The sequence below is a fragment of the Halobacteriovorax sp. HFRX-2_2 genome, assembly GCF_043196705.1.
In the GTDB taxonomy this organism is placed as follows: Bacteria; Bdellovibrionota; Bacteriovoracia; order Bacteriovoracales; family Bacteriovoracaceae; genus Halobacteriovorax_A.
The window spans coordinates 116,698-142,147 of sequence record NZ_JBEBMT010000003.1 but is presented as its reverse complement, the minus strand read 5'-3'; the positions used below and the strand labels follow the sequence as shown (position 1 = coordinate 142,147).

Below are 25,450 nucleotides of genomic sequence, written 5' to 3'. Positions count from 1 at the left end.
AAAGGCAAACCATACCTTACTTAACTGGATGGTTTCTAAATAAATTTAACATATCCTTAGTAACATTTGAGATTCCACTAAATACGGCCTGAGACACAATCCAGTGTCCAATATTGTATTCAGCAAATAAACCTTGCTCTAAAAGAGGTCTAACACTCTCCATTGTTAGGCCATGGCCCGCATGAAATGCAACACCAGAACCTTCAAGAGACTTGAAACAATCGACATAGCTATTTAGGTGTGGATTAAGATCACCTTCTTTAAGAAAGTCGATAGCATAAGCACCAGTATGGATCTCAACAGCATCGGCCTTAAGTTCGATGGCCTTCTTCATCACCTCAGTCGAAGCTTCAACAAAGAGTGAAATCTTTGTTTTTGGAGAATGCTCTCTAAGGTATGACATTGTTTGAGAAACTTTGTCATAATTCGCAGAAGATAGATCTAGGCCACCCTCAGTTGTCTTCTCTTCCCTCTTTTCAGGAACAAGACAAATCCAATCAGGTTTAAAGTCTGCTGCAATTTCAACAATCTCTTTAGCACAGCCGATTTCAAGATTGAGTGGTTTCTCAAAACGCTTTGTTACGGCCATAACACTTGTTAAGTCAGTGTCTTGAATATGTCTTCTATCTTCACGTAAGTGAATTGTAATTTGATCAGCACCGGCCATTAAAACATCTTGGGCGGCATTTGCAACACTTGGGTAGCCTTCATCTCTTTGTTGTCTAAGAGTTGCTACGTGGTCAATATTAACACCAAGTCTTGGAATCATTTTATCAGTCATTATGCAATTTCCTTTTTAAGAGCGCTTACAAGACGATCACAAACAGCATTGATTTTGTCTTCACAACGTCCTTCAACCATAACACGTGCTAGAGGCTCAGTTCCTGAGTATCGGAAAATCACGCGTCCTTCTTCACCTAATTCTTCTTCACAGGCCTTAAGCTCTGCTGCAAAAGTAGGCATCTCTTCAACCTTCTTCTTCTGAGAAACAGAAACATTCTTTAAAACTTGTGGGTATAGTTCAACTTCTTTAGATAACTCATTAATCGACTTCTTAAAGAAGTAAGTCGCCTCAATTGACTTAAGGGCCGCTAGAGTTCCATCCCCTGTTGTGGCATGCTCTAGGAAGATAATATGACCAGAAGGTTCTCCACCAAGAAGGGCATTCTCACTTCTCATATATTCCATAATATAGCGATCACCTACTGCTGTACGGTGAAACTTAAGGCCAAGTTTTTTCAAGTAATTTTCAAGGCCAAGGTTTGACATAATTGTCCCAACAACAGTGTCACCTTTTTTAAGCTTACCTTGCTCAAGTAAAAGTTTAGCGAAGATACCAATAAGCTTGTCGCCTTTAATGAGACCACCATCTTTATCGATGACTTGAATACGATCAGCATCTCCATCAAGACAAAATCCCATATCTGCACGAAGCTTTACAACTTCTTGGCTTGCAAGTGTTGGGTGTAAGCTTCCACAATTTAAATTAATATTTTGACCATTAGGATTTACTCCCAGTGGAAATACTTCTGCACCTAGTTCACTCATTACAAGAGGAGCTACTTTATAACTAGCACCATTTGCACAATCAACAACAACACGCATACCTGTTAGGTCGCACTCCTCATCAATTGCAGACTTAACGTGAACAACGTAGCGTCCTTCAACACCTTCAAGTCTCTTTGCGCGTCCAATTTCGGCCCCAACCTTAGGTGGGATCAGCTTAGGATTAAGAACTAGTTCCTCAAGCTCTAATTCAACTTCATCAGGTAGCTTAAACCCATGAGCATCAAATAATTTAATTCCATTATCATCGTAATCATTATGTGAAGCAGAGATCATAACCCCTGCATCTGCACGCATTGAAGTTGTTACAAAAGCAACACCTGGTGTAGGTAGAGGGCCTGTAAAGATCACGCGGCCACCTTGTGAAAGAACACCTGCTGAGAATGCTTGTTCAATCATATAACAACTAAGTCTAGTGTCTTTACCAACGATGATCAGTGGTGTTTTCTTATTCTTATTCTTCTTTTGGAAGTAAAATGTAACGGCACGGCCAAGGGCCGTCGCGATTTCTGGAACCATAGGATAAATATTTGCCTTACCTCTAATTCCATCTGTTCCAAATAATTTTCTTTCTGTCATTATCTACTCACTTTAATTATTTCTGGGTGTATCTTTAATAAATGAACGTCTTCAGGGAGCTCTGCCCTTAGACGAATATCAGCACTTCTTCCCATATCAGAAGGAATCTCTGCATAGACCTTAACTTCACTCGCCTTTATATCATCTCGGCCTGTCGTTAGTACATCTAAAGAGACTTTTCTAATTCGAGAGCGAAACTTTATATTTGGCGCAATAAATAAGATTGGGATATTCTTTAAGGTTAAATTAGCCTTTTGCGGTCTAATATCATACTTGAAGTTAAGTGTATCACTTTCACCGTAGCGAAGAAACTCAGGAAGATCTTCAAGCTGAATTGGAACCTCTCCTTGACCAGATAATTCTGATAGGTCAATAAGACGAGTCTTAACCTGCCCAACAGTTCTCATGATGTCACGGGCCCCCTCAATTTTAATCTTAGAGCGATTAATTGAAGAAGAAATAAGCTTGAGTTCCTTTGGAAGGTTATTCATATAATTAACCTTAATCGGAACATTTTTATAAATTAACTTATCTAACTTTATCGTTAAGTGCTTTGGCTTAATATCCACGACCTCAACACCAAATGGAACAATTAGGTCAGTCTCACTAATTGAGTACTTCACTTGTTTTGTCGAGCGATTAACTTTCATCTTCTTTAAGTCAACTTGTAGTTTTAAGTGATCATCACCATGAAAGTCTTTTAGGAATGCACGGGCCCCTTTTAAAGTCACGTGAATCTCTTTTGCCGAAACCGAGGTAACATCCATGCTTGTCGCAGGAAGAACATCTAAGTTGTATATTCTCTCCGTTGTAATTGGCTCAGAGTTTACAACATAGAACCATAAGAAAATGGCCAAGATAATACTTAGTAGAGTTAGTAGTTGATTTTGAATTAATTCAAATAAGTTATTATTTTTAATTTTCTTTAACATCTTATGCCTGCCCTACGATTTGAGATTGTAGATCAAGTCTCTTTCCTGCCCACGCCTTCTTAAGCATCATGCGCAGCTCATTTTCATTGTGAGAATAGAAGAATTGGCCATTGATACATAATTTAATCTTACCAGTCTCTTCACTAACGATGATAACGATAGCGTCAGATACTTCAGAAACCCCAAGGGCAGCACGGTGGCGCGTCCCAAAGTGGCGGTCAATTTCAATATTCTTAGAAAGTGGCAAGAAACAACCGGCAGCTAAGATCTTTCCATCTCTCAAAATAATTGCGCCATCGTGAAGTGGTGAGATTGTTTGAAAGATCGAGTAGATAAGATCGGAGTGAATGGTCGCATCGATAATTGTTCCAGTATCAATATAATTTTGTAGGCCATTTTTTCTTTCAATTACAATAAGTGCACCCGTTCTCTCTTTTGAAAGGGCCGTTACACTCTTTATGACTTCTTCGATGTCATAATTTACTGGAGAACGATCAAAGAAGTTAAACATCTTTTTTCCGGTCCCAACAGTTGCAAGAGCAGCTCTTAGCTGATCTTGAAAGATAACAATGAAGATAATGAAGATATAATCAAAGAAGTGCTCAAGAATCCAATTTACCGTATAGAGATTATACTTAATCCCCAGTGTATAAAGAACAGCGAGAAAAACCATACCAAGTAGAACTTGAATGGCCCTCGTCCCTTTTACGATCTTAAGAACCTGATAGATCATAAGAGCGACAATGCCCATGTCGAAAAAATCTTTAATGCTTAATTGCTTTAGTAGCGTTGAAAATAATGTCATAATATATAAATTGCTAAATATTTAAAATGTTTGGAGTTTAATGATGCCTATAAAAACGCAGATAGTAAACACATCAGGTGAAGGCTTTTACGAAATAACTCAAGAGATCCGACAATGCCTTAGAGATCTGGACCCAAAGAGCACTGATGGTATCCTAGTGTGTCAAATTCAACACACCAGTGCCGCGTTGTGCATCAATGAAGCGTTTGATCCTAGTGCCAAGCTCGATATGGAGAACTTCCTAAAGCATCTGGCCCCAAGAAGCCTCTCTTTCATTACTCACACAGCAGAAGGAGCTGATGACTCTCCCTCTCATATGAAGTCTATACTGATGCAAACATCGCTTACATTAATCGTTGAAAATGGTGAACTTGATATCGGCCGCTGGTCAGGAATTTATCTTTGTGAGTTTCGAGATGCGCCTCATACGAGGAAAGTGAAAGTGAAATTTATGCAGGGATAATACAAGGGCCTCAAAAATGAGGCCCAAGCACTATATAGTTTTGTTTGTGTTTTATTAAATCAAATAGTTTAATGAATTATTTTGTTGATTCGTAGATTGCTTTGAATCCGTCGAAATCTCTTGCAGCGATTTCAGCAAGCATCTTTCTGTTGATTTCAACATTGTTCTTCTTAAGCTGTCCCATGAACTTTGAATAAGAAGTACCAAGAAGCTTAGCAGCTGCAGAAATACGTACGATCCAAAGTCTTCTCATATCTCTTTTAAGAAGTCTTCTACCGATGTATCTGTAGTGTAATGCTCTTTTTACTGTTTCAGAAGCGTGATAGTATTTAGTTCTTCTTGAAAAGTGAAACCCTTTCGCTAATTTAAGAACCTTATTTCTTCTCGCTCTTGCTTTAAAACCTCTTCTAACTCTAGACATAATTTACTCCATTTTTTTGACGTTTGGGGACCAAGTGAATGGTTCTTTCGTTCTTTCCCAAAAATCAGGTTAAAAAAACAATTTTGCCGATTTAAAGTTTCGACCAACTCAATCTTTTTTTTGAATCGCTTGCGCTTAGAAAATTAAGCGTAAGGTAGACATCTCTTTACACGAGCAACATCTGAAGCGTGAACGTAGTCAGTTTTACCTGCTCTTTTCTTCGCATCAGTTGGCTTCTTTTCAAGAATGTGTCTTAGGTTAGCTCTTTTTCTTTTGAACTTTCCGTTACCTACTGGCTTAAATCTTTTAGCAACAGCTCTTCTAGTCTTCATTTTTGGCATTTTATACTCCTTGAATTTTACTCACCTTAAGGCAAGTCGAGAATTCAACAAAATACAACAAAACTATAAGTGCATATTTGTATCAGGTTTACTCACTTAATGCAAAGAATAATCGATAAATTGAAAAAAAATATCAAGGACTTAGGAAGGGAGAAAGACCAGTACCCGACGCAAAATCGGGCACTTACAAGTACTAATTACTTAGCTTTCTTAACAGGGGCAACAATTGTGATAATACGATTCCCCATCATTTTGATTGGAGACTCGATTGCTGCACCAGCTTCTTCGCAAACACCATTTAAGATTGTTTCGAATTTCTCTTTCCCCATATCTTTATAGGCCATTTCACGACCTCTAAATTGCATAACGAATTTTACCTTGTCTCCACCCTCTAGGAACTTATGCGCTCTCTTAAGTTTCGTTTCAAGATCGTGTGCTTCAATATTTGGACGTAATTGAATTTCTTTTAGCTGAACTTTGGCCTGCTTCTTCTTAGCTTCAGCAGCCTTCTTTTGAAGAGCATACTTATACTTCCCGTAGTCCATTAGCTTTACAACTGGTGGTTTAGCTGTTGGAGCAATCTCGATTAGGTCAACTCCAAGTTCATCCGCAATTTCGCGCGCTCTATCAATTGATACAACTCCATATTGCTCATCATCACTCATTAGTCGACATTCTGAAATTCTAATTTGCTCGTTAATTCTCGGGCCTCTTTCTTTTCTTGCCCTTCCACCTCTAAAATTGTTGCTAATAAATCACCTCCGGAAATAAACCAATTATTAGCGAATCAGTTATTTTCAATAATTACAATTCTAATGGCTGGCCACTAGGATTGCAAACATAACAAAAAATATACCCACAGTATACATTATTGAATGAGATATTTCTCATAAAATGACAGATATTGCCCGCCATGAGACGTAATTCTTATAAAATACTCCTCAGATAAGCAAAGATCAGTATATATATTCTTAATTCTCGTATAGTCTTTTAGTTTTTCAACTCCAAATTCACAACTCTCAAGCTCTCCTGCGTGAAGATCAAAGCTCTCAAGGTGCTTATTTTGAAGATTTCCAATCATTGGAACGCCAACTCTATAATTTTCAAGATTTTCATCGGCAAAAACAAAGAGCTCATCACTTTTAAAATGAATAAGCTGCCCATGAACAATCTCAGACATAAGTCTTGCAGCATTTGCAAAGAGTTTTGAAAAGTCCTCTTCCCAAGGCCCTACGGCCAATCTCATATTACCAATTTGGCGTTTAACTAACTTTGTTTCCATCATCTAATCCTTATGTCCTTCATCATCTGGCTCCATATGAATCAAGATATCAACATCGCGACAATAATCTTTTAACATCACTCTTAAACGGTCTTCAACAGTGTGTGCGATATCATGGGCCTCTCCAAGGGAGAGATCAGGCTCAAGAAGCAGGTGAAAATCTATTTGCATCCAAGTAGAGTTTCCACGAGCACGAAAGTTATGAATGTCACGAACATACTTTATATCTTCTAGAGAGGAAATATACTTATCTTTTAAGATAGGGGCCACATCTAAAAGGTCGTTTAAATTCTCAAGAGTAATCTGAATACCCAGATAGATCAAATAAAGAATAATTAAACCACCAACAATATAATCGATTAAGTAAACTTCAAAGTAAGCAGCAACAATTGAGATCAGAACACCAAAGCTAATAATCATATCACCAAAAGTGTGATTGCTATCAGCTGTTAAGATTTGAGAGTTTAGCTCGCGCCCTTTGCGTCCCTCATATGAAGAGACCCAAAAGCTCATAACCATTGAAATAATAATAGAAAGAACGGGTATTGGACCAAATAGGCCATACTTTGTCTGCGTTCCCATAATGAGGTCATGATAATCAAGACCTAGCTTGATTGCCGAACCAAAGAGCATAAAAGCAATAATAAGGGCACCAAGGTTTTCAAATTTATGATGACCGTAATTATGCCTGCGATCACGTGGTTTTGAAGCAAGTGCGATTGTCACAATACCAAGTAGGTTTGATGTTCCATCAAAGACAGATTCAATCCCGGATGAACGGAGTGAGATGAAATTAAATTCGATACCTGCAAAAATCTTAATAAGAGCAACAGCTAAATTTAAAAAGAAAGTAATAATTAAAACTTTCTTGATTTCTTTTTCTCTCTTAGATAACTCTAAATGCAAAAGATCTCCTATTTAGACAACTTTGAAGTTTAACTTCAGTTGATCTTTCAATGTTTTCTCAGTCGATTGGATAAACTCATCAAGCTTTGCTCTATTTGCAATGACATACGAATTGTCCTCGTAACCAAGAACTCCAATTTGTTCAAAATAAGTAAGTGCCGTCTTCATAAGCTCGACATTCTGACTTTCAGCAAAACGAATAATACGTTGGCTAAGGATTTCAGCTTTAAAAACGTCTATAAAGCGCTTCATATAGTCAGCGGCCTTAAAGTGATCAACCCCATCTTTTTGAAAGCTTTCAAGAGTAAGCGCTGAAACAAAGTAAGCTTCATTAATATATGTTAGACTTCGAGCAAAAAGGCTTAGCTTTGAAGCGACCTCGTATAAGTCTTTATTTGTAAACTCGATTGCATCTTGTAGATTTGTTATCTCTCTTCCAACAGCATTGCTTAGAATACGAAGCGTCTTAGCATAGTACTCTTTTACAGTTGGTAGATAGAATTCCATCTTAAGCATATCTCTTTGCTTTACAAAGAATGCCTTGAGGTCATCGACATTATCAATCTCACCACTAAAGACATTGAACCAAGCTAGTGAAATTGTCCAAGGAATGATGAAGTGGTGAACAATAGTATTTTTAAAGAATAAAAGCTCGCCGCGACAGTTTTTCTTAATTGCATAAAAAAGTGACGTCCCTTCACTTTGGCCAATAACATCAACTTTGTTATTTCCAATTAGAATATCCATAGCTCGTCCTATGGAATCCTCTAATTTACTGGCCTTAAGGCCTTCGGTAAAAGGAATATCATATCGCTGGCAATACTCTAAAATCGCCTGCGCTTTTAAAATTATATCATTCCACTTCAGTGCACCACTAGGCTCATCTAATAGAATTAAAACTAAGAGATTAGTTGGCGTAATCACCATTTGATCCCCAACACTTCTAAAGCATTTAAAAGCAAGCTCTCTTACATTAAGCTTATTCTGTTCTGGGTCATCAAGCTTATGGGCATATTGTGGTTTACCAAGAGAGATATGAATCTTCCCAAATTGATAGGCCATAAGTTTAAAGAGGCCAAACAGTTGTCCTGTAGACTCCTTAACTTTCTTTCCACCCATCATCTCTTTTGCGAGGGCCTTCTGCTCAGGAACATACTCATGAGCAATACTAACAGGAACAAAAGCAAGTCCACGCTCTTTAGCATCTGGAAGGTGCGAGTGTGCCTCTAATAGCATTTGATAGAGGCCGTACTTAGGAGGCCTAAGTTTTCCAGACCTCGTCCTTCCACCTTCGAAGAAGAACTCGATTGGTTCCTTGCGCTTTAAAAGAGCAAAGAGATATGCTTCCATCGTAAATTTATAGAGAATATCATTTTGAAAGCTTCTACGAATAAAGAAGCAACCTGACTTTCTAAAAATCTTACCAATTGGAAAAATATTTAAGTTATCACCACCAGCAACGTAGAGCATACGCTTATATTGCTTAAAGAATTTATAATTAATTGCAATATAGTCAGCATGAGACTGATGGTTTGGAACAAGAACCACACTTGCCTCTTCTAAAAGAGCATTGAGGTCTGTATCATTTTCATTAAAGCTTACTCCATCGTATAGACGAGGAAGAGTAGCATCAAAGAATTTTGCCATCGACTTTAGATATGATGGAGAATAGTCTGCCTTCATTTCATTGAAGTTGGCGACAACCTTCTTTTTCGTTAGAGCTGGATTATCACTTTCTTCAATTCTTTTTATAAGTTTTGGATAACTTAATAAATCGTCAAGAACACTATTTCCCATATTCTAAGGCCTTTCTTATCTTTTTCCGTGTGGCTTACTTTCGGCCATTCCCGATGAAGACATTTCCATAAACAGTGCTGCTTCACTCATATTTACAAGTTTATCAACACCAAGGTAAGTCATTCCAGAACGGATACCACCTGTTAATTCATTGATGATTCCTTCGGCAGGTCCCTTACATGGAATCATTGTATCAACACCTTCAGCGGCCATACCTTTTGGAAGCTCTCCACGCCATGAAACTTGTGCGGCCTTCGATGCCATCCCACGATACTCTTTCATTCCGCCTTTAACTTCACCTGGAGTTTCAAGTGCTCCAGATAAGAGTGAGCCTGCCATACAAGAGCTAGCACCTGCACTAAGTGCTTTCACCATATCACCAGAGTTCTTTAGGCCACCGTCAGCGATAACTGGGATTCCGGCCTTCTGTGCTTCAGCAACACACATTGCAATGGCCGTTAACTGAGGAACACCGTGTCCAGTGATAATTCTTGTTGTGCACATACTTCCAGGTCCAATTCCAACCTTAACAGCATCTGCACCTTTATCAATCATGCGCTTAACTCCATCAGGAGTTGCAACATTTCCTGCGATCACATCGATTTGCGGATAATTCTTTTTAATATACTCAAGAACCTCCATCATCATGATTGAGTCACCATGTGCGATATCAACAGTAAGAATTTCAACCCCAAGGGCCGCAAGAAGATCTGCTCTTTTCTTACCTTCTTCCTTAACACCAACAGATGCTGCAATTGGAAGGTTGATTGAATGTTCTTTAAAATAATTTTGGATTGCTTTAACGTCTTCAACTTGCTGCTCAGGAGACATAAAACGGTGAAGGATACCAACACCACCTAAGCGTCCCATCTCCATTGCCATTTCAGGTCCTGTAACCGTGTCCATATTGGCAGCAATAATTGGGATATCAATTGAATGATTCTTAGTGATCTTTGTCTTAAGATCAGTGTGTCTACGAGAAGAAATTTCTGAATATCTCGGAACTAATAAAACATCGTCAAAAGTTAGACCTTTTCCACGAGTAAGAATACCATTTGCTTTGAATGTTAAATCCATCAATCTCCCCTAAATCTAGAAACTTGTGTGCGTTATAACGACGAAATAATAACATTGTCGAAATAACACGCACAAGGTAATTTTTAGAGTTTATCTTCAGGATCTAGTGGATCTACTTGAAGGTATACAGACGAAATCGCGATGAAATGAATGCGATAAAATCTTCGTCCTGTGTCATACTTCCAAACACAGCAGAGTATGCCGAGCCTAGATCAAATCGTTGTGTAATTTGGCCACGAGAATCAATATAGTAAACAGTCTTGCCAACAGTTGTTACAACTAACCCATCCTTCCAAACGGCCAGTGAAGAAACTGCGAGTTCATCGACTTTAATTCGCTTTACTTCATTAAAAGACGAATCAATATAGATAACTTCACCATTTACGCTACCAAATGCAGCAAGCTTACCACCGTCAACGAGAACGCCTTTACGGTTTGATTGAAAAGCAAGTTTCTTATAAAGAACACCCGACTTTAGATCAATAACTTCCATTTTATCATCAACTGAACCAACAACTAGTTTAGAATTAAAAATTGTTGGTCTCATATCAACGTCAACAAACTTCTGACCAGCGCTCATGCGTCTTTCCCACAGGACTTGCCCTTCTTCTAGAGAGAAGCAAATAAAGTAGCCATCAGCAAAGCCAGCATAGACTTTATTACCAGAGATTAAAGCAGTAGATGTTCGTTGAACTGTTGAGTAATAAGGAACAGATCTCTTATATGACCAAATGACTCTTCCAGTATAGGCGTCGATATTAAAGAGCTTATGATTTCTTGTATGAACAAAAAGTCTACCATTGTGAACAACAGGAGTTGAATCAACACCAGCATCTAAATCAAACTCATATGCTAGCTCACCCTTATTAAAGTCGTAAGCATAGACGCGACCAGTATTGTCTCCGAAGATCAATAGGTTTTCGTAAACAATTGGAGCACTTGTCATCTGACCTTTAATATTTAAAGTCCATAGAAGTCTGCCAGTTTCAACATTGTAAGCATTAAAGTGACCACGGCCATCAGCTGCAAATAATTGGCCATCGTGAATTAAAGGCGAGGCCAGAGAAATAGGAAGATTTCCACTCTCGTAACTTGGCTCTAAATTCTTTGCCCAAGCTAGTGTAAGAGGTTTCTTCTCTAACTTATCTGCTGATAACTTAGTCGTCACACTGTTTAGTGTTGAACAAGAAGTAAGAAGAATGGCCACAGTCGTGGCCGTTAGAATTTTTATCATAAAATTACTTAATTTTTGCTAAATAGCTCTTCGCTAGTGATTTGTAGACATTTTGAGTTGTAAGAGTCAGAACCTTATCAAAGTGAGCTTTCGCCTTTGCCATGTCATTCTTTAAGAAATACATACGCCCTAGATCAAGTTCGACACGACCCATTGTCAGATTATTTTCATTATTCTTAAGCTCTGTTAAAGATGCAATTGCACCATCAATATCATTAAGATCTTCTTGAACTACGGCCTTTCTTAAATTAACAAAGTATGACTGTAGAGAAGTTCCTGGCTGCATCTTTGTAAGAATATCTAGTGCAATTTTGTTCTCACCTTTATTAGTAAGGTAATCAACTGCAAGTAGGCTTGTTGCAAATGAAGCTGAAGTACTTGCATAGTCATTTAAAAGAAGTCCTAGCTCTGCACTCATTGCCGCAGCATCTAGTCCACCTTCTTGATATTTCTTTAAAGACCCTTGCTCAAATTGATAGAAAGCAGTTGCTGCCTTTTCATTAGTTTGTGCTTTTGTGTAAGAAAAGATTCCGTACCCACCAATGGCAGCTACAATTAAGAGAATCAGTCCTAGAAATAAAGCTTTGTTTTGAGCGATAAACGCTCCAAGCTCTGTTGAATTTAATTCAGAATTTAGGCCTTCATTTGGCGCTACCTGTGTTGTCATCCATTACCCTCTGGTTAAAAATTTTTATCATTTTAATAAAGAAGATTGAAAGTTGTCAAAAATACATGAGTATTGTTAAAATATATTTACTCATAATTAGGAAAAAGGAAAATTACGCACCATGAAAAGGATTTCACTAGTAATAGCAGCTTTTATTATCTCTTTTAACACTCTAGCACTGGAACGTGTTGGACGCTTGGGAATTGGCTTCTCAAATACTGTTAATGATAATATTCCATCACTTTCAATTAAAGTTCAACGCAGCACAACGTTTGCTTATGGTGCAATTTTTGGCGTAAACACTTCTGAAAACGGTGGTTGGCACGGTGGAGTTCGTCTCTATCGCAATATCTTTGATGAACCATACCTAACTTTCTATGCGGTAGGGGCCGCAGTTTTACTAAATAATAAAAACCCTGGCCAAGACTCAGACTCAGGCTTTCAGGGGGATCTAGGATTTGGAACCGAGTTCTCATTTCAAGGTGTAGACAGTATTGGCTTCAGTACTGAATTCGGTATTCGTTTTGAAAATATTGATGAATTTGAAGTGACGACAATGGGTGAACACTTTATTACTGCTGGTTTCCACTTCTATTTATAAGACTAGATTAAATTACGGACAAATTAATGTTTAAAAATAAAATTATACTCTTCATTACATTACTATGCCTTCAAGGTCTTTCACTGGCCCAGGAAGGAATGGTCGGTGCAGATGATGACCTCAATATCGGTGGCGATATCTTTTCAGACTTCAACGAAGATCTTGAAGAGTCGCAAATCTATGAAGATGAGCGCTATTATAAGTATGGACGCTTCTTCTCATTTTCAATGGCCATCGGCTACACGACCTGGTCAGGAAATCGAGGAATGTTATATGAAGACCTACCGCCTACTTTTGGCCTAACAATTCAATACTTTTCAGATTTTCAATCAGCTTGGAATATTGGGTTTGCCTATTCTAAACACAACATCACACTAACTTATCCAACTCAAGGAATTCAGCAGTTTCCAACTTCAGTTGATATCTCGATGCTTAGATTCTACTTTGGATATCGTTACTATATCGATACCTCAAACCTTGGAACGGCCATCACATACTCAAACCCTTATTTAACAGCAAGATTTGAGTATTGGTATGAACAAGAAAAGATCGCAAACCAAGATGGTGAAGTAGAAGACTCTTATGGAGGCGTTGGGATTGCGCTTGGTGGTGGACTTGAGTTCCCTATTAAAATAAAGGAATCATACGTAAATGTTGAGGCACTGGTTCACTCAGTTGCCCTGCAAGATGTACGTACTATTAAATATGCTCCTGCTACAAAGGGTGGCCCAGGGGTGAGTGACCTGAGTGGTTTTGCATTCACTCTTATGGTTGGGTATGTTTGGAATTGGTAACGCATCCGCTGCAAAATGATTAATAATCATTTTGAGCGGTGCGTGCGCAGTTGCCTGCAATGACGTAGTATCATTAATCTCAACGAGCTTTAATGAATTAGTCATTATGGATAAAGCGATATGTTTCTCATTGCTCCAGAGGCAACAAAATCGACATAAACGTCGATTTGTTGAATAAGCCTATGAGCTAAAGAATGGGGAGCTAACACCGCATCATATCTTGCTCACGCAAGATGCTGCGGGTGTTTTACAAAGCGCAAAAAAAAACGAAGATATAAGATAACACAACAAGGATAGTTAAATGAACAGATTAAACTCAGACTTAGGTTGGCTAGTACTAAGAGTTTCAACAGCACTAATGATGCTATTAGCTCACGGATGGGGAAAGCTTGCTAACTTCACAACTCTATTAACAAAATTCCCAGACCCAATTGGCCTAGGAATTCCATTTTCACTAACAGCAACAGTTTTTGCAGAAGTATTTTGTCAGGCCTTCATTATCGTTGGTTTTAAAACTCGTTGGTTTGCAGCGATCTCTGCAGTAACAATGCTAGTTGCAGCATTTGTTATTCACGGAAATGATCCATTTGCTTCTAAAGAAAAGGCCCTACTTTATGCTGTAGCATATATTGCAATTTTCTTTTCTAACGGTGGAAAGTACTCAGTTAAAGCATAATACTTCTAATATAGGGGAAGAGGTCACTGGCCACACTTCCCCTAACACCTTCTTCATTTTCATATAACAAATCAGCGGCCCGTCCATGCACCCAAACCCCAAGACAAGCGGCTTCTTCTAAACTTAATCCTTGCGCCAAAAAACTTCCAATAATGCCAGCAAGAATATCTCCTGTACCGGCCATTGCAAGGACTGGGTTACCAGTTTTATTCTCATAAACGACATTCTGCGAAGCCACTAAAGTCTCATGGCCCTTGAGAACACAAGTGCTTGAAAATTTCATAATTTTCTTTACCGATGATAGGCGATGTTTTGAAACTTCTTCTCGCGGGACATTAAGAAGTCTTGCCGCCTCACCTTCATGTGGCGTGATAACAGTATTTACTAATTTCATTGTACTCTGGGCCTGTGATAAGAACCAGAGGGCGTCGGCGTCCACGACTTTCTTATGAGTGAGATGACAAAAGTGATCCCATATGAATTTGGCCCATTCATCTCGGCCAAGGCCAGGGCCAAGGACAACACTTGTAGCCTTCTCTAAAATGGCGTTAGCGTGAGCAATGCCTCTTTCATTAGCATCAATTCCTCGAACCATAAGCTCTGGACGTCCAGCGAGAATACCAGACACACTTGCCTTCCTAGTGAGTACACTTACCATTCCCGCTCCTGATCTAAGAGCACCTTCTGCAGCAAGCCTTGCAGCACCGGCATATCCTAAATTGCCACCAATAACTACAACATGACCAAAGCTATACTTATTGGCATCCTTATCCATTACAGGAAGTTTTCTTAAAAGAGAAAAAGGAAAGTCATTACTCATACCTTCACATATCGGAAAGTATCGATAAGGTACACGCCATTTTTTTGAAATTAAGATATATTAAGACAAATTAAGAGAATTCTTTTTTAAAGCTTTAATAAAAAAAGGCCCTTTTCTAAGGGCCCTATTATTTATTTTGAAACTTTCTTCATGCGGTTTTGTAGATCCGTTCCTGTTCTGAAAATCAGGTGGATTGGAGTGTTATCCAGAGGGAATGCACCACGAAGGCCATTCTTTAGATAACGACGGTAGTTTTCAGGGATCCCCTTAGACTTATTCGTATAGAATAAGAATGTTGGTGGGTCGGCCTTAATTTGAGATGCGTACTTAACACGGAATCTCTTACCACGTGAACCTTTTAGAATAATTGGGTGTCTCTCAATTAGTTCGAATACGAAGCGGTTTAGTGCACCCGTTGCAATTGACTGTCTTCTAATAAAGATTGTCTTTGCAAGGATTTTCTTAAGGCGCTTAAGTCCTCTCTTATGCTTAGCTGAGATTGGAATAATATCGCAATAATTTAGCCAAGGCATTTTATCGCGAATATTTAAAAGCCACTCTTTACGAGCATCTTGATCCTTAAAAGTATCCCCCATGAGATCTACTTTATTAAGACATACGATAACTGAAGCACCTTTTTCGATAGCAATATCGAGAAGACGCTTGTCTTGGTGAGAAACACCTTTAACAGCATCAATCATATAAATACACACATCACTATCTGCAATACTTCTTAGAGAGCGATACACTGATTGTGACTCAACAAAGTCATCAATTTTTTTCTGCTTTCTGATACCTGCAGTGTCGACAATGTGGATTGAGCGCCAGTGGCTGCCTTCGACTTCTGCATCTGCTTCGAGTAGCACTTCAGCTTCGCCTTCACTTGTTTCTTCTTCAGAGTTGGCCTCAGTGCTTTCTTCACCAAAGACCTGAGCTTCCATACGAGTTGCAGATGTTTCATCTAGCTCTTCGTCTTGTTCAAGCATTGCATCTTCAAGACCTTCTAATTCGTATTCGTCTAATTCAGTCTCAATTTCTTCTTCAAGATCATAAGATGAAATTAGCTCGTTATATAGATCAGGGTTATTCTTTTTGAAGTCTTCATATTGAGAACGGAGAAGATTATCATTCTTAAAGAAGGCCTTGGCCTCATCTAACTTCTTAGCATCATCTCCAAGGAAAAGATCGAAGTAGCCATCAATTGGATCAACTGTTGTTCCCGCAATATCAGAAACAAGGGCACGCTCACTTCCAAGAAGCTGATTTAGAAGAGTTGACTTACCAGCGTTTGGTGCACCAATAAGAGCAAGCTTTGCCACAACATTTTCACGAGGAGTTACACCTCTTTGTAGAGCTGAGATATTCATCACATCATTTGATTCTGAAAATGCCATCATCTCACGGTGAATATTTTCGCGAAGATTTTCCATTCCAAGGCCATGGGCCGCAGAAGTCACAAACATTTCGTCATTATTTACACCAAGCTCATAGAATGCATACTCATCACCATCTTGAGCACTTGAATCGAATTTATTAACGATAAGCCACATTTTCTTCTTTTGCTTTCTAATGAAGTTAGCAATTGTCTTATCAAATGGCAGAACACCTTCTCTTACATCAACAACAAAGAGAACAAGGTCTGACTCTTCAATCGCCTGGTGAGCGTGGTCCGTCATGATATTGAAGAATTTATTTGCATTAATTTCTTGGTCATTCTTTCCTTGCTCATCAATTTGAGTTGGATAGAAACCACCAGTATCAACAAGAATTGCATCTAATGGGCGATCCTCATCTGCATCACTGAAAGTTGTAATTCCATAGTGACGATCACGAGTAACACCTGGCATATCATGTGTAATGGCCTTAAATTGTTTCTTCATTAATCGGTTGAATACGGAACTCTTTCCAACATTCGGTCGTCCAATTAATGAAATGATCATTGATCGTTTTTGCATATTAAAGTCCTATTTTTTATAAAAATTAAATTATCTTTTTTTCCAAACACGTGCAGAGTTTGTTGCTCTTGGAAGGCCAAGCTCTTCTAGAACAAAGTTATTCTTAAACCATTTCGGAGAAACTTTTACGTGTAGGTTTAAGTGAACTGTCCCATCAGTCATCGCTGCAATTTTTTTACGAGCACGCATACCAATTTCTTTAATCATTGTTCCTTTTGATCCAACAACGATTGCACGTTGAGATGGGCGGTTAACAAGGATTGATGCTGAAATGTGCGCAGCAAATGCACCTGTCTTATCTTTAAAGTCTTTGTACTCATCAATAACAACGGCCATTTCATATGGAAGCTCATCTTTTAATAATTCAAAAGCTTGCTCACGGATATATTCTGTTGCAAAGAATCGTTGAGACTTATTAGAGATTGCACCGTCTAGGTAGTAGTGAGAACCTGGCTTCGCTTCATCACAAAGAGCTGCCGTTAGTAGGTGAACATTATCTCCGGCCTTAGTTGAGATACAGAAGAATTTCTCAATTGATGGGATAACTTCTTTAGCTTGCTCAAATACTTTATCAAGAGGAAGTGCTTCAGCATTTTCAACACGGTCAGACTTAGTAAAGACAAGCCATGTTTTAGATAGCTCTTTTCCACCAATATACTCTTTAAAGTCCTTAATTTGTCCAAGGATATCTTTTGTTAGATCAATAAGAAGAAGGTTTACATCAACACCATCAACACCTTCAACTGCTTGTTGATTAATTCTTTTGTTAAGTTCCTGACTTGCCTTGTGTAGACCTGGAGTGTCTACAAGAACAACTTCAGTATGATCAACAGTAAATACTGCGTGAAACTTATTACGAGTTGTTTGTGGCTTACTCGTTACAATTGAAAGGTCCATACCAAGTAGGTAGTTTACAAGTGAACTCTTTCCTACGTTTGGAGCACCAACGATAGCGGCCATAAGTGATTTGTTGTCTGGGTGTTGATTTTCTAATAACATAACTTCTCCGTAAAATTAAAGTCGATCTAATAAATTATTTTTTAAGCATTTCTTTGCAATTTCTTTTGTTCCATTCTTCTTACTGTGAGACATAAGTTCACAGATATATTGCTCATTTACATAGAGCTCAATTTTAAATTCTTGTCCGATCTTTGTGGCGCGATACTCTGGAAGACTCTTAAATCGTGCCAGTGTTTCCTCTTGTAATTTTGTTTTTGGATCGAAGTCTACTAGCTTCTTTTCGCAAAAGAACTTCTCTCCACTTTCCTTCTCATACATGGCCAGCACTGTATTAAGGTATTGGTCAGCGCGGTCGACTCCTTGATCAATCGCAATTGCACCAAGAAGAGACTCAAATAGGTCACAAAGAATTCCGCTATTAACTTCTTCTTCTAACTCTCCTTTTCCAACGATTAGAAAAGAAGATAGTCCTAAGAAATTAGATAGGCCGCTAAGACTTTCCTCATTAACAAGAGCACTACGAAGCTTTGAAAGTTGCCCCTCATTCATCTCATCAAAATTTAGGAAGAGATTCTTAGTCACAAATGCACCAAGTACAGAGTCACCGTAGAACTCAAGTCTTTCATAGCTTTTTACTTTTACCTTGGCCTCATGAGCATATGAGCTATGAGTAAAGGCACGCATAAGAAGTGCGCTATCTTTAAAATTTATATTGAAAGTAGCTAAAAGCTTCTCTTCAATATTTGAATATTTAAGGAATGTATCAATTAAGAATTTGTGATTTTGCTCTAATGCACCACTAGCAGTTATGTCACCAGATTGCTTAAAATTTGCAATCGTGTGCACATAAAATGCATGGGCAAATGGATTACTCTTCCCTTTCGGGCCGAGTGAGGTCGTCTCGAGCATAAATCACCTAATATTGAATTGTTAAGGCCATTTATAATGCTTTATCCCACCAATTGCAAGCTTAAGCTTCTTCTTGTGAAATAATAACAGGTTCGTTAATATATTCAGTAATATACGTAGTTTAAGGATGGATATGGAAATCGCAACTGCCAATAAAAATAAGTTAGAAAAATGGCAAAAGGCCTTCTTCAAGAAGATTGAGGCCAAGGGCCGAAGCCTAAATACAATAAAAAACTATCGAACAGACCTGGCCTGTTTTAACCAATATGTTACAGAAAGTGCTAAGCAGACAAGTATTGAACTCTACTCAATCCCAGAAATTCTTGAGTATGGAAAATACCTTGAGGCCAAGTATAGCTCTGACAACTCTCGTCGCCGCCGTGTTCAGGCCTTAAGAATTTTCTTTGACCATTTGGTTGAAGAAGGTGTCTTTAATGCCAACCCTGTTCGAAAAATCCCAACCTCGCCAAAGTTTCTGGATATTCCAAGGCCTGCAACTTTCTCTCATATCAAGAGTCTGTGGCACACGCTCTTAAATGATCAACGTACGGCCAAGAATGATCTTGAAAAACTAAAGGCCAAGCGAAATGGGATTATCTTTAGTGCCATTTATCTTGGGGGACTAAAAGTAAGTGAGCTTTCAAAAATTAAAGTCTCAAGTTTCTCTTTTAGAGATGAGATAAAAGCGGTCATCACACATGAAAAGCGCGATCCCTATACTGTTACCTTCCCTGCTATTTTTGGACGACTATTCTATGAGTATATTGAATTACTTGAAAAGGTAAAAAAAGAACAGGGCCACAACTTCCCTCATCTTCTCTTTAATGCCAATGCCCATAAGATTCTTTCAGGAGGACTTTCGGCCCGTGGCATGGAGTTATTATTTGAAGAATGGCGTAGTCAGCTGATGATTCAAATTACACCAAAGTCTCTGCGTCAGTCTTGTATCTTTACTTGGCTGCATAATGGAGTTAATGAGACAACAATGAAGGAATGGTTAGGAGTTTCTCCTGCATACTCATTAAAACCATATAAAGAGCATATGGATAAGCATTTCTATAATGATCAATTTATAGAGCTTGCTATGAATGAAGATAAGCTAATTTAAATTTAATAAGAATTCTTAATTGGAACAGGTCTGTCATATACTGGCAGGCCAGCATCCTTATCAAGGTGCCAGCGATCGGTATAAAGTTCATCTTTTTCAATTCGATAGAAATCAAGATCTTGGTCTAGCTTATCTAACTTATAAATAAGTTCAGCTTGAAGACGAACCTGATCGTTCTTTTTTGAAAGAAGTAGATTCAATGCCTCATCTTTTTTTCTTTGAAGCTCGAGAATTTTCTTATCGTAGTCGGCCGCCACTTCAACTTGTTTTTGTGAAAAGCCCCAGACAAATTTATTCACGTCATTTAACTGAAATGTAAAATCTCTCTTTTTTGCTAGTAATGATAGGCGGTAGCGAGAGGCCTCTTTTATTCTGGCGGCTAGCATTTTACTTTCAAAGACAAGAATCGTTCCTCTTCTTAATGTTGAGTTTTCACCCCAACAGTCTTCAAGGTCCTTTGCATAGATCGTAATATACTTGTCTTCGCTTGCGCGAATATGGCCCTTACAACGATCATTGTCCATATTTCTTGCGACATTGAAGTAGACAACGTCAGAAGGTTTTAAAAATTTCACATTACGAGATTCAACCTGAATTTTAAAAACTGTTGAAGAAGGGTCCTTATCTGTGACACGCCCAGAGAATTTTGAATAGTCGACACTTGGATCATAGAAAGTATCAAAGCCATGATCATTGATATAATTCTCATAGGCATTGTAATCCTTCTTAATATTCTTATTGCGTACATCATCCTTCTTGATGATAAAACCATCAGCATTGGCATGCACCTGGCCTTGGGCCATAATCAATGAAAATACTAGAAGTATTAATCTCATATGTTCATTATAGCGCAAAACGTCTTTACTAAAAGAGGTAGAAAACTTGTCCATTACCCCTGCCCATGTTAAATTTCTTTAGTAAATTTTCATATTTCCCTTAGGAGCAAAGAATGCAATTTTTTATCGATACAGGTGATATCAACGAAATCAAAGAAGCAGCGAAATGGGGCATCATTGACGGTGTTACAACGAACCCATCAATCATTGCTAAAACAGGTCGCTCACAAGTTGAAGTTATCAAGGATATTTGTGAAATCATCGATGGGCCAATCTCTGCAGAAGTTATTGCAACTGACAAAGATGGTATGATTAAGGAAGGAAGTGAACTTGCAAAGATTCACAGCAATATCGTTATCAAGCTTCCATTAACAGAAGACGGAATTGCTGCATGTAAGTGGTTTAGCGAAAACGGAATCAAAACTAATGTGACTCTGTGTTTCAGTTCTAACCAAGCTCTACTAGCAGCTAAGAATGGTGCGACTTATATCTCTCCATTTATTGGAAGATTAGATGATATTGGTGCAGATGGTATGACTCTAATCCAAGAAATTCGTCATATGTATGATATCTATGGATTTGAAACAGAAGTACTTGCAGCTTCAGTTCGTCACGCAGATCACGTGAAACACTGTTCAATGGTTGGTGCAGACGTTGCAACAATGCCATTTGGTGTAATTAAGTCACTTTTTGGTCACCCTCTAACTGAGAAGGGACTGGCACAATTTTTGGCCGATCACGCGAAATCACAGAAGTAATCAACATTTGTCACATCTAAAGAATAAATGTAAATAAGATTTATAATTACGGGGGCTTACAGTCCCCGTTCTTTATTTTTTCTAAATTTAATATCCCACAGACCGATATCTATTAAAATAGTGCTTACCAGCACATATCCGAGCGTTTCGCTCTTTTATTGGTAAAGGTTTGGGATGAAATTTATTAAATCAACTTTTCTATTAGCGTGTTTTTGTGCGGCGACCATCTCCTGTGTTGCAGAACCAGAAAAGGGGCCTTCACTTAGCACACTCCCACTGCGCTGGAACTCTTCGGCCCTGCCTTTAACAGTCAAAGTCCACAACGACTTTAATATTATCAATGATCTTGATGGTGGCTCAGATAGTCTTCCCCTAGCAGATGAAGATGATGGGGATTATCTTGAATATGATCTAATGGAAGAGATGCAAAAGGCATGGAATGATGCTGATGAAAATAGAGACTACTTTGTTATTGGCCATGGCCAAGCGGCTTCTCGCGATCCGGCCTCAGATCTAGATGATTACTACGACGGTGAAGTTGGTATTTATATTACAAAAGACTGGTATCCAGATGTTGGTTTTGGTGTTCTTGCCATCACCTCATATTTTGCAGAACATAAGGGCGATTACCTAAGAATGGTTCACGGTGATATTATAGTCAATCTACAAGATTATTGGTTCACTTTTGACAATACCAATAACACTTCTTCTTTCTATGATATGCCTTCTGTTATTCTCCATGAACTTGGCCACTTAATTGGACTTAAACATACCAATACAAAGTCAGTAGAGTCCATCATGTACCCACAACTAGGTGGTGGTGAGAAGAAAAGATCCTTAAGTTTCTACGACGCGAAAACAATTCAAAACCTCTACGATAATGCAACAGCTATGACGGCCGCAGTTCGCACCTCTGCTCTAGGAAGTGCTGACGAGTCAACGAAGTCAGCTGGCCAAGATGATGGACCAGTTGATAAGCCGAAGCTAATTCATGGATATATTGAACTACGCACAGATGGAAATTGTCGTCACTACCAAAATGGTAAACTAATTGATACTCACAAGGCCTTTTAGTCTATAGTGCAAGGTTTGCTCTCTTAAAAATAACGGTAATTTATGGCCTAATATTAGTATGGCCACAATTCTAGACGACACAGATAAAACGTCATTTCCAATTGATGAGGAGACGCTAAAGGATAATTCTAAATTAATCCTTTGCCCTGACTGTGATGAGCTCTACGAATTTAAATTAATTGCTCCAAGGCAAAAGGCGGTTTGCCAGTGTTGTGGATACACTCTGTATCGTGGCGATAGCACTCTTCGCATGGTAAAGGTTTTAACGATCTCAGGGCTTTTATTATTCTATCCGGCATTCTTTTTACCTGTTTTAAAAATTCACATGGCGGGAAGTAATTTAGAAACATCGACTTATCAGTCAGTCTTTGCTTTTGCCACTAAGGCCTATTGGCCAATAGCGATCTCAGTTATTCTCTTTGCGATTCTTATTCCTCTTTTTAGATTGCTGGTTTATTTATCAGTTTTTATAAAAAATAAGTATATCAATCAAAATATTGGAAAGCCGCTTTTAAAGTATCTGGCCCCTTCTCATGAATGGTCTATGGTCGATGTCTACTTTATGGGTATTATTGTCACGGTTTCCAAAATGGTGGATCGCTCAGATGTTGAACTTACGATTGGAACTCTTAGCCTGATCTTACTTATGGTTAATAACATTCTACTTCAATCAGTTACTCACTTTGATGAATTATGGAAGAAGCTTTATGAGAGGAATTGATCATCAAAAGGCATTGTGTCCAAAGTGCCAAAAAGTAAATTCGATTCTTACTTGTACGAGATGTGGTGCTAAGATTGAGCTTAGAAATTATGAAGGAATCTCTCGTTGCAAGGCCTATCTCATTGCGGCCATTGCCCTCTATATACCGGCAAACCTCCTTCCAATAATGACAGTTCTGACTTTTAACAGAGGAACGCCAAGAACAATTCTCGGTGGTGTTTTAAACCTAATTACTTTGAAAATGTATCCAATTGCCATGATTGTTTTTGCGGCCAGTATAATTGTCCCAATATTTAAAATCATTTCACTTTGGTATATCATTGATAATATAAATACTTTAGATGAGAGAAAAAAGAAGAAGTTAACAAAGCTTTATCGAGTTGTTCATATCGTTGGAAAATGGTCCATGCTTGATATCTTTGTTATTGCCCTCCTTGTTATACTTGTTAATGTTGAATTCATTTCTCAAATAAAGGCAGAGCCAGCAGTGCTCTACTTTACAGCAGTCGTAATACTAACCATCCTGGCGTCAAATGAAGTGGACACAAGATTAATCTGGGATGATAAGGAAAGATATGAGTAACGGTAAACCTCAAGTTGTTAGCAAGAAAGGAATTAACCCTATTTGGTTTTTTCCAGTAGCTGCTGTTTCAATTGGGATCTGGCTTTTATATACAAACTTAATGGCCCGTGCCTCATATATTACAATCAATTTTAGAAATGCAGATGGAATTATTCCCGGCAAAACAACAATAATCTATAAAGGAACAATTGTTGGCCGTGTGAAGGATACAGAGCTAAATAAAAATCTCACAAGTGTTGCTGTTCATGTTGAAATGAACCCACGTATGCGTGATTACTTATCAAAGGATACAAAGTTTTGGCTCGTAAGCCCAACAGTAAACCTATCTGGTATCTCCGGACTAAGTACGATCATTAGTGGAAAATTCATTAATATGCACCCAGCAAAAGGAAAATTTGTTAGGAAGTTTGATGCTCTTAATGAAACTCCTCGCAGTCTTAGAAATGATGGGATCTATATCAAGCTCAATGCTAAGAAACTTGGGTCTATTTCAAACGGCTCCCCTATTTACTACAACAAAATTCAAGTTGGAGAAGTCACAAGTTACGACCTCGATATGGAACGAGATGGCGTTGATATAACTGTTTTTATTGAAAGCCGTTATCAGAATCTGATCCATTCCACTTCAAGATTTTACAATGTCAGTGGAATGCATGTTGATGCCTCACTTGCGGGCGTAAAAGTTCGCACAGAATCTCTTGCCTCACTAGTGAAAGGCGGTATTTCATTTGTAAACTTTGAAAACGAGGACGAGACAATCCTCAAAGAAAATTTTGAAAAGAGTTATAAACTCTATTCTTCTTATGAAGAAACAATTCCAGGAAAAGAGATTGAAATCGAATTCCCTTTAGGTAGTGCAGTTTCAAAAGTTAAAACTCCAATTAAATTTAGAAGTATTGTTATTGGATATGTAACTGGTTCAAAAATCGATCGCAATAAATCAACTCTTACTGTTCAGGCGACAGTAAAGAAAGAATTCGAGAATGTTGTTGTAAAGGGAGCAAAGTTTTGGGAAGTAAAACCAAAAATCTCTCTTAGTGGTATTGAGTCAATCGATGCTCTTACAGGAAATTATATTGCCGTTGATATCAGCCGTTCAAGATATAAAAAAGGCAAGCAAACAGATAGTTTTAAGGCACTACGACAGGCGCCTTTAAAAGAAGTTCACAATAAATTTGGACAAAAGCTTAGCCTTTATAGTGATCGCAGAAACTCTCTTGCAAAGGGACAAGGCGTTTACTACCGTGGAATTCAAGTTGGTGTCATCACAGATGTTAGACTTAATACTCGTGCAAAGAATGTCATTGCTGAAATCTTTGTCAATTCTCCTTATCACAGACTTCTTAAAGAAGAGACGAAGTTTTGGAATGTTAGTGGTGTTGATGTAGAGTTTGGTCTATTTTCAGGAGCAAAGATAAGCACTCAATCTCTAGAGACTCTTCTTTCAGGAGGAGTTGAATTTGCAACGCCAGAGAGATTCACACAGAGAAAAAAGAATTACTTTAAGATTCACAAGAAGGCCAATAGCGAATGGCTAGAATGGAAACCAATTATCGAATTATAAGCATAAAAAAAGCCTCGCATC

28 protein-coding genes are annotated in these 25,450 nt (G+C 38.3%); 10 read left to right on the top strand and 18 right to left on the bottom strand.

Annotated elements, in window-relative coordinates:
• Positions 1-16: 16 nt before the first annotated feature.
• From ABMA79_RS11235 to cdaA, 4 genes are read right to left on the bottom strand one after another with little or no spacing between them, the layout of a single operon-like run.
• Positions 17-781 carry a pyridoxine 5'-phosphate synthase gene (locus ABMA79_RS11235; protein WP_392860436.1) on the bottom strand — a complete coding sequence of 255 codons (765 nt, stop codon included), beginning with the start codon at positions 779-781 and terminating at the stop codon, positions 17-19.
• Positions 781-2,145 carry a phosphoglucosamine mutase gene (gene glmM, locus ABMA79_RS11230; protein WP_393092607.1) on the bottom strand — a complete coding sequence of 455 codons (1,365 nt, stop codon included), beginning with the start codon at positions 2,143-2,145 and terminating at the stop codon, positions 781-783. The genes ABMA79_RS11235 and glmM overlap by 1 nt, the downstream gene beginning before the upstream one ends.
• Positions 2,145-3,077 (bottom strand): YbbR-like domain-containing protein, encoded by a 933-nt coding sequence (locus tag ABMA79_RS11225; protein ID WP_392860432.1) that lies wholly within the window; start codon positions 3,075-3,077, stop codon positions 2,145-2,147. The genes glmM and ABMA79_RS11225 overlap by 1 nt, the downstream gene beginning before the upstream one ends.
• A 1-nt stretch (position 3,078) precedes the next feature.
• Positions 3,079-3,882 carry a diadenylate cyclase CdaA gene (gene cdaA / locus ABMA79_RS11220; RefSeq protein ID WP_392860431.1) on the bottom strand — a complete coding sequence of 268 codons (804 nt, stop codon included), beginning with the start codon at positions 3,880-3,882 and terminating at the stop codon, positions 3,079-3,081.
• A gap of 43 nt (positions 3,883-3,925) precedes the next feature.
• Here cdaA and ABMA79_RS11215 point away from each other — a divergent pair, with 43 nt between their 5' ends.
• Positions 3,926-4,345, top strand: a complete 420-nt coding sequence (locus ABMA79_RS11215; RefSeq protein ID WP_393092604.1) for a secondary thiamine-phosphate synthase enzyme YjbQ — start codon at positions 3,926-3,928, stop codon at positions 4,343-4,345.
• 76 nt (positions 4,346-4,421) lie between these two features.
• On the opposite strand, the gene rplT is transcribed toward ABMA79_RS11215, so the two are convergent.
• The 9 genes from rplT to ABMA79_RS11170 all read right to left on the bottom strand — a co-directional run bounded on the left by rplT (position 4,422) and on the right by ABMA79_RS11170 (position 12,070).
• Positions 4,422-4,766, bottom strand: a complete 345-nt coding sequence (rplT, locus tag ABMA79_RS11210) for a 50S ribosomal protein L20 (protein WP_021267308.1) — start codon at positions 4,764-4,766, stop codon at positions 4,422-4,424.
• A gap of 143 nt (positions 4,767-4,909) precedes the next feature.
• A complete protein-coding gene (rpmI, locus tag ABMA79_RS11205) occupies positions 4,910-5,107 on the bottom strand; it encodes a 50S ribosomal protein L35 (RefSeq protein ID WP_021267185.1) in 198 nt (65 codons plus the stop codon).
• 197 nt (positions 5,108-5,304) lie between these two features.
• Positions 5,305-5,859 carry a translation initiation factor IF-3 gene (gene infC, locus ABMA79_RS11200; RefSeq protein WP_392861018.1) on the bottom strand — a complete coding sequence of 185 codons (555 nt, stop codon included), beginning with the start codon at positions 5,857-5,859 and terminating at the stop codon, positions 5,305-5,307.
• 116 nt (positions 5,860-5,975) lie between these two features.
• Entirely contained in the window at positions 5,976-6,389 is a 414-nt protein-coding gene (locus tag ABMA79_RS11195) for a hypothetical protein (RefSeq protein WP_393092601.1), read from the bottom strand.
• Between the two features lie 3 nt (positions 6,390-6,392).
• The gene (locus ABMA79_RS11190) at positions 6,393-7,295 is read right to left on the bottom strand and encodes a cation diffusion facilitator family transporter (RefSeq protein WP_393055460.1); all 903 of its coding nucleotides are present in this window, start codon (positions 7,293-7,295) and stop codon (positions 6,393-6,395) included.
• 12 nt (positions 7,296-7,307) lie between these two features.
• Complete coding sequence (locus tag ABMA79_RS11185; protein ID WP_393092598.1) at positions 7,308-9,092, bottom strand: 1-acyl-sn-glycerol-3-phosphate acyltransferase; 1,785 nt, start codon at positions 9,090-9,092, stop codon at positions 7,308-7,310.
• 15 nt (positions 9,093-9,107) lie between these two features.
• Entirely contained in the window at positions 9,108-10,169 is a 1,062-nt protein-coding gene (locus ABMA79_RS11180; RefSeq protein ID WP_392860423.1) for a guanosine monophosphate reductase, read from the bottom strand.
• Between the two features lie 112 nt (positions 10,170-10,281).
• Entirely contained in the window at positions 10,282-11,403 is a 1,122-nt protein-coding gene (locus tag ABMA79_RS11175; RefSeq protein ID WP_392860421.1) for a PQQ-binding-like beta-propeller repeat protein, read from the bottom strand.
• Positions 11,404-11,407: 4 nt separating this feature from the next.
• Positions 11,408-12,070 carry a tetratricopeptide repeat protein gene (locus tag ABMA79_RS11170; protein WP_392860419.1) on the bottom strand — a complete coding sequence of 221 codons (663 nt, stop codon included), beginning with the start codon at positions 12,068-12,070 and terminating at the stop codon, positions 11,408-11,410.
• A 121-nt stretch (positions 12,071-12,191) separates the two neighbouring features.
• On the opposite strand from ABMA79_RS11170, the gene ABMA79_RS11165 reads away from it, so the two are divergent.
• The 3 genes from ABMA79_RS11165 (at position 12,192) to ABMA79_RS11155 (ending at position 14,141) form a co-directional block, all read left to right on the top strand.
• Complete coding sequence (locus ABMA79_RS11165; protein WP_392860418.1) at positions 12,192-12,671, top strand: hypothetical protein; 480 nt, start codon at positions 12,192-12,194, stop codon at positions 12,669-12,671.
• Positions 12,672-12,697: 26 nt separating this feature from the next.
• The gene (locus tag ABMA79_RS11160) at positions 12,698-13,465 is read left to right on the top strand and encodes a hypothetical protein (protein ID WP_392860417.1); all 768 of its coding nucleotides are present in this window, start codon (positions 12,698-12,700) and stop codon (positions 13,463-13,465) included.
• A 301-nt stretch (positions 13,466-13,766) separates the two neighbouring features.
• Positions 13,767-14,141, top strand: coding sequence for a DoxX family protein (locus ABMA79_RS11155; RefSeq protein WP_392860415.1), 375 nt, complete (start codon positions 13,767-13,769; stop codon positions 14,139-14,141).
• On the opposite strand, the gene ABMA79_RS11150 is transcribed toward ABMA79_RS11155, so the two are convergent.
• From ABMA79_RS11150 to rnc, 4 genes are all read right to left on the bottom strand, one after another.
• Positions 14,131-14,961 (bottom strand): NAD(P)H-hydrate dehydratase, encoded by an 831-nt coding sequence (locus ABMA79_RS11150; protein WP_393092595.1) that lies wholly within the window; start codon positions 14,959-14,961, stop codon positions 14,131-14,133. The two genes, ABMA79_RS11155 and ABMA79_RS11150, sit on opposite strands and share 11 nt — an antisense overlap.
• A 131-nt stretch (positions 14,962-15,092) precedes the next feature.
• Entirely contained in the window at positions 15,093-16,916 is a 1,824-nt protein-coding gene (locus ABMA79_RS11145) for a GTPase (protein WP_393092592.1), read from the bottom strand.
• 30 nt (positions 16,917-16,946) lie between these two features.
• Positions 16,947-17,915 carry a GTPase Era gene (gene era, locus ABMA79_RS11140; protein WP_392860410.1) on the bottom strand — a complete coding sequence of 323 codons (969 nt, stop codon included), beginning with the start codon at positions 17,913-17,915 and terminating at the stop codon, positions 16,947-16,949.
• Between the two features lie 15 nt (positions 17,916-17,930).
• Positions 17,931-18,722: a ribonuclease III gene (rnc, locus tag ABMA79_RS11135; RefSeq protein WP_393092589.1), complete on the bottom strand. Its 792-nt coding sequence runs from the start codon at positions 18,720-18,722 to the stop codon at positions 17,931-17,933.
• Between the two features lie 196 nt (positions 18,723-18,918).
• Here rnc and ABMA79_RS11130 point away from each other — a divergent pair, with 196 nt between their 5' ends.
• Positions 18,919-19,893 (top strand): tyrosine-type recombinase/integrase, encoded by a 975-nt coding sequence (locus tag ABMA79_RS11130; RefSeq protein ID WP_393092586.1) that lies wholly within the window; start codon positions 18,919-18,921, stop codon positions 19,891-19,893.
• Positions 19,894-19,895: 2 nt separating this feature from the next.
• Here ABMA79_RS11130 and ABMA79_RS11125 read toward each other — a convergent pair whose 3' ends face one another.
• Positions 19,896-20,729: a hypothetical protein gene (locus tag ABMA79_RS11125; RefSeq protein WP_392860406.1), complete on the bottom strand. Its 834-nt coding sequence runs from the start codon at positions 20,727-20,729 to the stop codon at positions 19,896-19,898.
• Between the two features lie 113 nt (positions 20,730-20,842).
• Here ABMA79_RS11125 and fsa point away from each other — a divergent pair, with 113 nt between their 5' ends.
• The 5 genes from fsa to ABMA79_RS11100 all read left to right on the top strand — a co-directional run bounded on the left by fsa (position 20,843) and on the right by ABMA79_RS11100 (position 25,429).
• On the top strand, positions 20,843-21,487 hold the full coding sequence (fsa, locus tag ABMA79_RS11120) for a fructose-6-phosphate aldolase (protein WP_021267224.1): 645 nt from the start codon (positions 20,843-20,845) through the stop codon (positions 21,485-21,487).
• 174 nt (positions 21,488-21,661) lie between these two features.
• Positions 21,662-22,561, top strand: coding sequence for a matrixin family metalloprotease (locus ABMA79_RS11115; RefSeq protein WP_392860404.1), 900 nt, complete (start codon positions 21,662-21,664; stop codon positions 22,559-22,561).
• Between the two features lie 58 nt (positions 22,562-22,619).
• Positions 22,620-23,282, top strand: coding sequence for a paraquat-inducible protein A (locus ABMA79_RS11110; protein WP_392860403.1), 663 nt, complete (start codon positions 22,620-22,622; stop codon positions 23,280-23,282).
• Positions 23,269-23,865 (top strand): paraquat-inducible protein A, encoded by a 597-nt coding sequence (locus tag ABMA79_RS11105; RefSeq protein WP_392860401.1) that lies wholly within the window; start codon positions 23,269-23,271, stop codon positions 23,863-23,865. Before ABMA79_RS11110 ends, ABMA79_RS11105 begins: the two co-directional genes overlap by 14 nt.
• Complete coding sequence (locus tag ABMA79_RS11100; protein WP_393092583.1) at positions 23,858-25,429, top strand: intermembrane transport protein PqiB; 1,572 nt, start codon at positions 23,858-23,860, stop codon at positions 25,427-25,429. Before ABMA79_RS11105 ends, ABMA79_RS11100 begins: the two co-directional genes overlap by 8 nt.
• The last annotated feature ends 21 nt before the right edge of the window (positions 25,430-25,450 follow it).